The sequence below is a fragment of the Nocardioides rubriscoriae genome, from assembly GCF_008087085.1.
Classification (GTDB): Bacteria; Actinomycetota; Actinomycetes; order Propionibacteriales; family Nocardioidaceae; genus Nocardioides; species Nocardioides rubriscoriae.
The window spans coordinates 17,508-27,828 of record NZ_VIYJ01000001.1; the positions used below are offsets into that span (position 1 = coordinate 17,508).

Genomic DNA, 10,321 nt, shown 5'->3' on the forward strand with positions numbered 1-10,321 from the left:
CCCCGCCGAGTCGGCGGTTCAGCGCGGGGCGCGGAAGGGGCCGTGGCTGATCAGGTGCACGCGGGAGCGCGCGCAACCGGTGGTCGGGTGGGCGACGTACTGCGAGACGCGCGAGTCGGGCACGTAGACGCGGAACCCGTCGACCGGGGTCGGACGGCACGCACGTCGCGGGTAGTTGCCCGCGACGACCTCGTCGACCCGGCTCACGACGCTCTGCCCCGGGTCGAGCACGACCGTGCGCACCCGACCGGGGTCGCGGTCGGCGGCCGCACCGACCTGGGTGCCGTCGCCATGCCCGACGTAGGACAGGCCGCCGTAGCCGCGCACGGTGCAGGTCGTGTCGGCGACGTTGGTCAGCCGGATCACGCCGTAGCGGTGACCGGCACCGGCGTCGCGTGCGTGGTACGACGCGTGCAGGTCGCTGTTGCCGCACTCGCCCGGCTGCGCGTGCGCGGCGCCCGAGGTGGCGACGACCGTGCCGCAGGCGAGCACGACGGCGGCGGCGGGGATGGCGAGCCTGGTGGCGATGTTCATCGGGGTTCCCTCCTGGTCGGCCCCGGGCGGGGCGTTCGAGGGTGAGACCAGCCGCGGACCTCCCGAGTTGTCGCCCACGCCTGAGAATCCGCCCAGAAAGCAGGTGGCCCGCCGCGCAGAGCGCGACGGGCCACCTGGTGACTCGGATCAGTTCTGGTAGGAACCGAAGTCGAAGTCGTCGAGCGCCACAGCCTGACCGGAGCCGGCGGTGCCGAACTCGTAGTCGTAGGAGTCGTAACCGGTCACGGAGTACGCCGCGGCGCGGGCCTCCTCGGTCGGCTCGACCCGGATGTTGCGGTAGCGCTCCAGACCGGTACCGGCCGGGATGAGCTTGCCGATGATCACGTTCTCCTTCAGGCCGCGCAGGCTGTCGGAACGACCGTGGATCGCGGCGTCGGTGAGCACCCGGGTGGTCTCCTGGAAGGAGGCCGCCGAGAGCCACGACTCCGTGGCGAGCGACGCCTTGGTGATGCCCATGAGGACCGGACGGCCCGAGGCCGGCTTGCCGCCCTCGGAGACCACGCGGCGGTTCTCCTCCTCGAACTTCACCCGGTCGGTGAGGTCGGAGGGCAGCAGGTTGGTCTCGCCCGACTCGATGACCGTCACGCGACGCAGCATCTGCCGCACGATGATCTCGATGTGCTTGTCGTGGATGGCCACACCCTGCGAGCGGTAGACCTTCTGGACCTCGTCGACCAGGTGCTCCTGGGCCTTGCGGACACCGAGGATGCGCAGGACGTCCTGCGGGTCCTCCGTGCCGACGATCAGGCGGCGGCCGACCTCGATGTGCTCGCCGTCGGCGACCAGCAGGCGCGAGCGCTTGCTGACGGGATACTCCTGCACCTCGGAGCCGTCGTCGGGCGTGACGAGGATCTTGCGCGCCTTGTCGGTCTCGTCGATCTCGACCCGGCCGGAGGCCTCGGAGATCGGCGCACGACCCTTGGGCGAGCGGGCCTCGAAGAGCTCGACCACGCGGGGCAGACCCTGCGTGATGTCGTCGGCCGAGGCCGAGCCACCGGTGTGGAAGGTACGCATGGTCAGCTGCGTGCCGGGCTCACCGATCGACTGGGCGGCGATGATGCCGACCGCCTCGCCGATGTCGACGAGCTTGCCGGTGGCCAGCGAGCGGCCGTAGCACTTGGCGCACGTGCCGGTCTTGGCGTCGCACGTCAGGACCGAGCGGACCTTGACGCTGGCGATGCCGGCAGCGATCAGCTCGCCGATCTTGACGTCGCCCAGGTCGCCGCCCGCCTCGACCAGCACCTCGCCGGTCTCGGGGTGGGTGACCTCGGTGGCCGCGGACCGGGCGTAGGCCGCGGTCTCGGCGTTCTCGTCCTTGCGGACCACACCGTCCTCGCCGACGACACCGATCACCTTGGGCAGACCGCGCTCGGTGCCGCAGTCGTCCTCACGGATGATGACGTCCTGCGAGACGTCGACCAGACGACGGGTCAGGTAGCCCGAGTCGGCCGTACGCAGCGCGGTGTCGGCCAGACCCTTGCGGGCACCGTGGGTGGCGATGAAGTACTCGAGGACGGTCAGGCCCTCACGGAAGTTGGACTTGATCGGCCGCGGGATGATCTCGCCCTTGGGGTTGGCCACGAGGCCACGCATGGCCGCGACCTGGCGGATCTGGTTCATGTTGCCCGAGGCACCGGAGTTGACCATCACGAAGATCGGGTTGGTCCGGTTGTGGTCCTCGAAGTTGGTCTCCATGGCCTTGCCGACCATGTTGGAGGCCTCGGTCCAGATCTCGATGAGCTCCTGACGACGCTCCTCGTCGGTGACCAGACCGCGCTCGAACTGCTTCTGGATCTTGGCGGCCTTCTCCTCGAACTCGGCCAGGATCTCGACCTTGTTGTCGGGGGTGACCACGTCGTCGATCGACACCGTGACGCCGGAGTGGGTGGCCCAGTAGAAGCCGGCCTCCTTCAGGGCGTCGAGCGAGGCCGCGACCTCGACCTTGGTGTAGCGCTCGGCGAGGTCGTTGACGATCGCGCCGAGGGCCTTCTTGCCCACCTCGTAGTTCACGAAGGGGTAGTCGGCCGGCAGGGTCTCGTTGAAGAGGGCCCGGCCCAGCGTGGTCTCCAGCGTCAGCGTCTTGAGCGTGCCGTCGAACTCCGGGTGCTCCATCGGCGGGACGATGTCGGTCATCCGGATCTTGACCACGCTCTGCAGCGTGATCTCGTGCCGGTCGAAGGCCATGATCGCCTCGGCGACCGACGAGAACCCACGACCCTCGCCGCCGCCACCGGGGCGGTCGGAGGTCATGAAGAACAGCCCGATGATCATGTCCTGGGTCGGCATGGTGACCGGGCGGCCGTCGGACGGCTTGAGGATGTTGTTGGTCGACAGCATCAGGATCCGGGCCTCGGCCTGGGCCTCGGCCGACAGCGGCAGGTGCACGGCCATCTGGTCACCGTCGAAGTCGGCGTTGAACGCCGTGCAGACGAGCGGGTGGATCTGGATGGCCTTGCCCTCGATCAGCTGGGGCTCGAAGGCCTGGATGCCGAGGCGGTGCAGCGTGGGTGCCCGGTTGAGCAGCACCGGGTGCTCGGTGATGACCTCCTCGAGCACGTCCCAGACCTCGGGGCGCACCGCACGCTCGACCATCCGCTTGGCGGACTTGATGTTCTGCGCGTGGGACAGGTCGACCAGCCGCTTCATGACGAACGGCTTGAACAGCTCGATGGCCATGTTCTTGGGCAGGCCGCACTGGTGCAGCTTGAGCTGCGGGCCCGAGACGATGACCGAGCGGCCGGAGTAGTCGACGCGCTTGCCGAGCAGGTTCTGGCGGAAGCGCCCCTGCTTGCCCTTGAGCATGTCGGACAGCGACTTCAGCGGCCGGTTGCCCGGGCCGGTGACGGGACGACCACGGCGGCCGTTGTCGAACAGCGAGTCGACGGCCTCCTGGAGCATCCGCTTCTCGTTGTTGACGATGATCTCGGGCGCACCGAGGTCGAGCAGCCGCTTGAGGCGGTTGTTGCGGTTGATGACGCGCCGGTAGAGGTCGTTGAGGTCGGAGGTGGCGAAGCGGCCACCGTCGAGCTGGACCATCGGGCGCAGGTCCGGCGGGATGACCGGGACGGCGTCGAGGACCATGCCCCGCGGCTCGTTGCCGGTCTTGCGGAACGCGTCGACGACCTTGAGGCGCTTGAGGGCGCGGACCTTCTTCTGGCCCTTGCCGTTGGCGATCGTGTCGCGCAGCGACTCGACCTCGGCCTCGGTGTCGAAGTTCTCGAGGCGCTTTTGGATCGCCGTGGCGCCCATGTGGCCCTCGAAGTACTTGCCGAACCAGTTCTTCATCTCGCGGTAGAGCAGCTCGTCGCCCATGAGGTCCTGGATCTTGAGCGTCTTGAACGTGCTCCAGACCTCCTCGAGACGGTCGAGCTCGCGCTGCGCACGGTCACGCAGCTGCTTCATCTCGCGCTCGGCGCCGTCGCGCACCTTGCGGCGCTGGTCGGCCTTGGCACCCTCGGCCTCGAGGGCGGCCAGGTCGTCCTCGAGCTTCTTGGTGCGGTCCTCCAGCGAGCTGTCGCGGCGCTTCTCGAGCATCTCGCGCTGCTGCTGCACCTTGGCCTCGAGCGAGGTCAGGTCGCGGTGACGCGCCTCCTCGTCGACGGCGGTGATCATGTAGGCCGCGAAGTAGATGACCTTCTCGAGGTCCTTGGGGGCCAGGTCGAGCAGGTAGCCCAGCCGCGACGGGACGCCCTTGAAGTACCAGATGTGGGTCACCGGGGCGGCGAGCTCGATGTGGCCCATCCGCTCGCGGCGGACCTTGGAACGGGTCACCTCGACGCCGCAGCGCTCGCAGATGATGCCCTTGAAGCGCACGCGCTTGTACTTGCCGCAGTAGCACTCCCAGTCCCGGGTGGGACCGAAGATCTTCTCGCAGAAAAGACCGTCACGCTCCGGCTTGAGCGTGCGGTAGTTGATCGTCTCCGGCTTCTTGACCTCGCCGTGGCTCCACGTCCGGATGTCGTCCGCGGTGGCCAGGCCGATCTTGAGCTGGTCGAAGAAGTTCACGTCGAGCACGATGGCTGCAACCCTTCGTAGTACTTAAGAGAAATTGAAGTAGAGGGGGGCGGAAGGGGTCTCGAGCCTCGACCACTTTCTGGTCGAGGAGGTCGCGCTAGCGACCGTCTCGAGACCACACCTCACACCTCTTCGACCGAGCTGGGCTCGCGGCGCGACAGGTCGATGCCGAGCTCCTCGGCGGCACGGAAGACGTCTTCCTCCGCGTCGCGCAGCTCGATCTGCGAACCGTCCTGGCTGAGCACCTCGACGTTGAGACACAGCGACTGCATCTCCTTGACGAGCACCTTGAACGACTCGGGGATGCCGGAGTCGGGGATGTTCTCGCCCTTGACGATCGCCTCGTAGACCTTGACGCGACCGGGCACGTCGTCGGACTTGATCGTCAGCAGCTCCTGCAGGGCGTAGGCGGCGCCGTAGGCCTCCATCGCCCAGACCTCCATCTCGCCGAACCGCTGGCCGCCGAACTGGGCCTTACCGCCCAGGGGCTGCTGCGTGATCATCGAGTAGGGGCCCGTCGAGCGAGCGTGGATCTTGTCGTCGACGAGGTGGTGGAGCTTGAGGATGTACATGTAGCCCACCGACACCGGGTCGTTGAACGGCTCGCCGGAGCGACCGTCGAAGAGCCGGGCCTTGCCGGTGCCGTCGATCATCCGCACGCCGTCGCGGTTGGGGATCGTCGAGCCGAGCAGCCCGGTGATCTCGTCCTCGCGGGCACCGTCGAAGACCGGGGTCGCGACCTTGGTGCCGGGCGCGGCCTTGTCGGCGTGGATGTCGATCAGGCGCTGCTTCCAGTCGGCTTGGCCGGGCTGGTCGCTCAGGTCGAGGTCCCAGCCCTGCTTGGCCAGCCAGCCGAGGTGGAGCTCGAGGATCTGGCCGATGTTCATGCGTCGCGGCACACCGAGCGGGTTGAGCACGACGTCGACCGGGGTGCCGTCCTCCATGAAGGGCATGTCCTCGATCGGGAGGATCTTGGCGATGACACCCTTGTTGCCGTGGCGGCCGGCAAGCTTGTCACCCACCGAGATCTTGCGCTTCTGGGCGACGTAGACGCGGACGAGCTGGTTGACGCCGGGCGGCAGCTCGTCGCCGTCCTCGCGGTCGAAGACCCGGACGCCGATGACGGTGCCGGACTCGCCGTGCGGGACCTTCATCGAGGTGTCGCGCACCTCGCGGGCCTTCTCGCCGAAGATCGCGCGGAGCAGGCGCTCCTCGGGGGTCAACTCGGTCTCGCCCTTGGGCGTGACCTTGCCGACCAGGATGTCACCGGTCGTGACCTCGGCGCCGATGCGGATGATGCCGCGCTCGTCGAGGTCGGCGAGCATCTCCTCGGACACGTTGGGGATGTCGCGGGTGATCTCCTCGGGGCCGAGCTTGGTGTCGCGCGCGTCGACCTCGTGCTCCTCGATGTGGATCGAGGTCAGGACGTCCTCCTGGACCAGGCGCTGGCTGAGGATGATCGCGTCCTCGTAGTTGTGGCCCTGCCACGGCATGAACGCGACCAGCAGGTTGGTGCCCAACGCCATCTCGGCCTTGTCGGTGCACGGCCCGTCGGCGATCGGCGAGCCGACCTCGACCCGGTCGCCCTCGGCGACCAGGGGGCGCTGGTTGATGCAGGTGCCCTGGTTGGAGCGACGGAACTTGGCCAGCTTGTAGGTGGTGTAGGTGCCGTCGTCGTTCATCGTCTCGACGAGGTCGGCCGACACCTCCTTGATGACACCGGCGTGCTCGGCGACGACGACGTCACCGGCGTCGACCGCGGCGCGGTACTCGATGCCGGTGCCGACCAGGGGGCTGTCGCTGGTGATCAGCGGGACGGCCTGACGCTGCATGTTGGCGCCCATGAGCGCGCGGTTGGCGTCGTCGTGCTCGAGGAACGGGATCAGGGCGGTCGCGACCGACACCATCTGGCGCGGCGAGACGTCCATGTAGTCGACCTCGGCGGCGAGGATCTCGGAGACCTCACCGTCGCGCTGGCGCACCAGCACCCGCTCCTCGACGAACTTGCCGTCGGCGTCGAGCACCTGGTTGGCCTGCGCGATGACCTGCTTGTCCTCGTCGTCGGCGGTGAGGTAGTCGATCTGGTCGGTGACCCGGCCGTTCTCGACCTTGCGGTAGGGCGTCTCGACGAAGCCGAAGGGGTTGATGCGGCCGTAGGAGGCCAGCGAGCCGATCAGACCGATGTTGGGACCCTCAGGGGTCTCGATCGGGCACATGCGGCCGTAGTGCGACGGGTGGACGTCACGGACCTCCATGCCGGCGCGGTCGCGCGACAGACCACCGGGGCCGAGCGCCGAGAGGCGACGCTTGTGCGTCAGGCCGGCGATCGGGTTGGTCTGGTCCATGAACTGCGACAGCTGGGAGGTCCCGAAGAACTCCTTGAGCGCCGCGACGACCGGACGGATGTTGATCAGCGACTGCGGCGTGATGGCCTCGACGTCCTGGGTCGTCATCCGCTCGCGGACCACGCGCTCCATGCGGGCCAGGCCCGTGCGCAGCTGGTTCTGGATGAGCTCGCCGACCGTGCGCATGCGACGGTTGCCGAAGTGGTCGATGTCGTCGGGGCCGACGTCGATCGTGCCGGCGGGAGCCTCGACCTGCTCCTTGCCGTCGTGCAGCGCGACGATGTACTTGATCGCGTTGACGACGTCGGAGATGGTCAGCGTCTGCTGGTCGAAGGCCTCGACCAGGCCGAGCTTCTTGTTGATCTTGTAACGACCGACCTTGGCCAGGTCGTAGCGCTTGGGGTTGAAGTAGTAGTTCTTCAGCAGCGTCAGCGCGGCCTCGCGGGTGGGCGGCTCGCCCGGGCGCAGCTTGCGATAGATGTCGAGCAGCGCGTCGTCGGGACCCTGGGTGTGGTCCTTCTCCTCGGTGAGCTGGATCGACTCGTACTGGCGCAGCTCCTCCATCACGGCCTCGTAGTCGTAGGCCTCGCCGGTGTCCTCTGCGACGGCCTGCAGGGCCTTGAGCAGCACCGTGATGTTCTGCTTGCGCTTGCGGTCCAGACGCACGCCGACCAGGTCGCGCTTGTCGATCTCGAACTCGAGCCAGGCGCCGCGCGAGGGGATCAGGCGCGCGGTGTAGATGTCCTTGTCGGACGTCTTGTCGGCAGTGCGCTCGAAGTAGACGCCGGGGCTGCGGACCAGCTGGGAGACCACGACGCGCTCGGTGCCGTTGATGACGAAGGTGCCCTTGGGGGTCATCAGGGGGAAGTCGCCCATGAAGACGGTCTGGCCCTTGATCTCACCGGTGTCGTTGTTGGTGAACTCGGCCGAGACGTAGAGCGGCGCGGAGTAGGTGAAGTCCTTCTCCTTGCACTCGTCGACGGAGTACTTGGGGTCGTAGAAGACCGGGTTCTCGAACGAGAGCGACATCGTCTCGGAGAAGTCCTCGATCGGCGAGATCTCCTCGAAGATCTCGGTGAGGCCGGACTTGCGGGAGGTGTCCTCCCCGGCCGCCAGGCGCCGCTCGACCACGGCGTCCCAGTTGGCGTTGCCGACGAGCCAGTCGAAGGCGTCGGTCTGGAGCGAGAGAAGCTTCGGAATCTCGAGCGGTTCGTCGATCTTCGCGAAAGAGATGCGGCGGTAGTTGCCGGTGTTGTTGCTGGTGGAGCTGGAAGCAGAGGAGCTGCGCGCGGCCAAGAGAGATCCTTCGACGTCAGTCGCGATGAGGAGCGTCAGACCACCACAACATCGCCACCGGGCAGGCAGATGCGTATCTGAGGGCAGACGCAAAGCGCCACGATACACAGATCACGGGCGCGCGACAAGTAGAGCATGCGCCTGGGAGACGAGCGTGCCACGATGATGACCCCCACGGGCCCCTCGGTCAAGCACCCCGCCGCCACCGGGTGGGGTCAGCAGGTGCCGCCGGGCGAGGTGATGAGGCAGTCGACGAGCCACGAGCCGTCGACGTCGAGCATCCGCACGGTGACCTGGTCGCGCGAGACCTTGTCGCCCGAGGCGTTGCGCGTGGGGCGGTTGACGAAGACGAGGACGTCGACGCGGTCCTTGCCCGTGCGCACGATCCCGGACTTCACGACCTGCGCCGTGACGATCGTCTTCGTGGTCGGGGCGTTGTCCTGGATGAACCCGGCGAAGTTCTGCTCGTAGACCTCGGCGTAGCGCGGGGTCATGAACGACGTCGCCGCCTCCCGGCTCTTGTCGAGGTTGCGGTAGTCGAAGGACAGCACCGGACCGATGGCGGTCTCGGCGGCCTTGCGCGCGGCCTGGATCTCGCGGGAGTCGGGCAGGCCGGCCGAGCCGGCGGAGCCCGCCGTGGTCGAGCCGCCCCCGGCGACCAGCGACACCACGGTGGCCACGGCCAGGACCAGGGCCAGCACGGCCAGACCCACGGTGACCAGGAGCTGGGGACGCGATCCGGACGTCGTGTCGGACGCCGGCCGGACGGGGCGCGCGGTGGACTTGTCGAGGCTGACGGCAGCAGCGGCGCTCGTCGCGGCAACGTCCTCGCCGTCCGTGTCGTCGTCCGCGTCGTCGATGGCGTCCTGTGCCGCCAGGTCGGCGTCGTGGGCGGCGCGGCGCTCGGGGTCGAGCAGCACCTCCGCGGCCCGGTTGCGCTGCTTGAAGCGGCGGTCGGTGGGGTCGAGCCCCGCGACCGACTCCTGCCACGCCGCGCGGATCTCGTCGGTCGTGGCGTCGTCGTCGACGCCCAGGACGTCGTACCAGCTGGGGATCACGAGATCGACTCCCATCCGCTGAGACCGGTGACCAGGTTGTCGACCGCGGACACGAGCGCCTTGCGCTGGGCAGCGCACCGTGAGGTGGTGCCGCTGACGCACGACGGGTCGAGGATCGCCGAGGCGGCGAGCACCGAGTCGGCGGCGTCCTGCGTGGCGCGGACCAGGTCGCTGATGGCGGCGGGCGGGGTGCCGACGAAGACCCGGGAGTCGGGGTTGGCCGCACCGGCGAGGCTGTTGTTCAGGGTGCGTACGGCGGAGGCGAGCGCGTCGGGGGCCCCCGCGCACGTGGCGTCACCGGCGTCGGCGGCCGCCGGGAAGCCGCAGGTGTCGAGCGTGGTGACGGCGTCACTGATGCTGACCGCACGCTTGGCCACGATCTGGCCGTAGCGCTGGACGACGTCCGACCCAGCGCCCGACTGGGCACCCGAGGACGGGTCGACGGTCGCCGGGTCGGTCGGGACGTCGCTCGGCACCGCGTCGGTGGGTTCTCCGGCGACCTCGCCCTTGACCGGGGAGAAGTCGTCGACGAGCCAGGTGCCGTCGGTCTTGACCAGCCGGACCTCATAGCGGAACACGAGCGGTTCGTACTCGATGCGGCCGTCCTTGACGGGGTCGGGGTAGGACTGGCTGATCGCGCCGGTGACCAGGACCGTCGCGATGTCGGTGTCGAGGGACTCCAGGCCGCTGGCGTAGAGCTGGATGGAGCGAGCCAGGCCGGCCTGGGCGACGCTCTGCTCGGCCAGGGTGACCTGCTTCTCGAAGTCGACGTCGAGCTTGGGGGTGATGACCTCGCGGACACGCTGCACGTAGCCGGGCATCTTGTCCTGCTTGTCGAGGTCGGAGGGCCCGTAGGTGTTGATGCGGATCATGAACTGGTTGGCCTGGCTCAGCACCAGCTCACGGGTCCGCGGGTCGTCCTGGGTCGAACCGCCCTGCGCGCCGGAGTCGCCGCCGAGGACCTCACCGACCCGGTCCCCGAAGGAGCCGGAGGCGTCGGCGTAGCGCATCCCGAGGACGAGCAGGCAGGCCACGATCACCACGGCGAACACC

The 10,321-nt window shown here is 68.4% G+C and carries 5 protein-coding genes; all 5 read right to left on the reverse strand.

Going from position 1 to position 10,321, the window contains the following annotated elements:
• Positions 1-18: 18 nt before the first annotated feature.
• Positions 19-534, reverse strand: a complete 516-nt coding sequence (locus FZC61_RS00105; protein ID WP_148611270.1) for a DUF4232 domain-containing protein — start codon at positions 532-534, stop codon at positions 19-21.
• A 147-nt stretch (positions 535-681) separates the two neighbouring features.
• Positions 682-4,569, reverse strand: a complete 3,888-nt coding sequence (locus tag FZC61_RS00110) for a DNA-directed RNA polymerase subunit beta' (RefSeq protein WP_148611272.1) — start codon at positions 4,567-4,569, stop codon at positions 682-684.
• 122 nt (positions 4,570-4,691) lie between these two features.
• Positions 4,692-8,210, reverse strand: a complete 3,519-nt coding sequence (rpoB, locus tag FZC61_RS00115; RefSeq protein ID WP_148611274.1) for a DNA-directed RNA polymerase subunit beta — start codon at positions 8,208-8,210, stop codon at positions 4,692-4,694.
• 215 nt (positions 8,211-8,425) lie between these two features.
• Positions 8,426-9,283 (reverse strand): J domain-containing protein, encoded by an 858-nt coding sequence (locus tag FZC61_RS00120; RefSeq protein ID WP_148611276.1) that lies wholly within the window; start codon positions 9,281-9,283, stop codon positions 8,426-8,428.
• Positions 9,265-10,320, reverse strand: coding sequence for a hypothetical protein (locus FZC61_RS00125; protein ID WP_211357020.1), 1,056 nt, complete (start codon positions 10,318-10,320; stop codon positions 9,265-9,267). The genes FZC61_RS00120 and FZC61_RS00125 overlap by 19 nt, the downstream gene beginning before the upstream one ends.
• Between the last annotated feature and the right edge of the window lies 1 nt (position 10,321).

Excerpts from the sequence above, each read along its gene's own strand:
- FZC61_RS00105 (WP_148611270.1), bottom strand. The coding sequence starts at position 534 with ATGAACATCGCCACCAGGCTCGCCATCCCCGCCGCCGCCGTCGTGCTC.
- FZC61_RS00120 (WP_148611276.1), bottom strand. The coding sequence starts at position 9,283 with ATGGGAGTCGATCTCGTGATCCCCAGCTGGTACGACGTCCTGGGCGTC.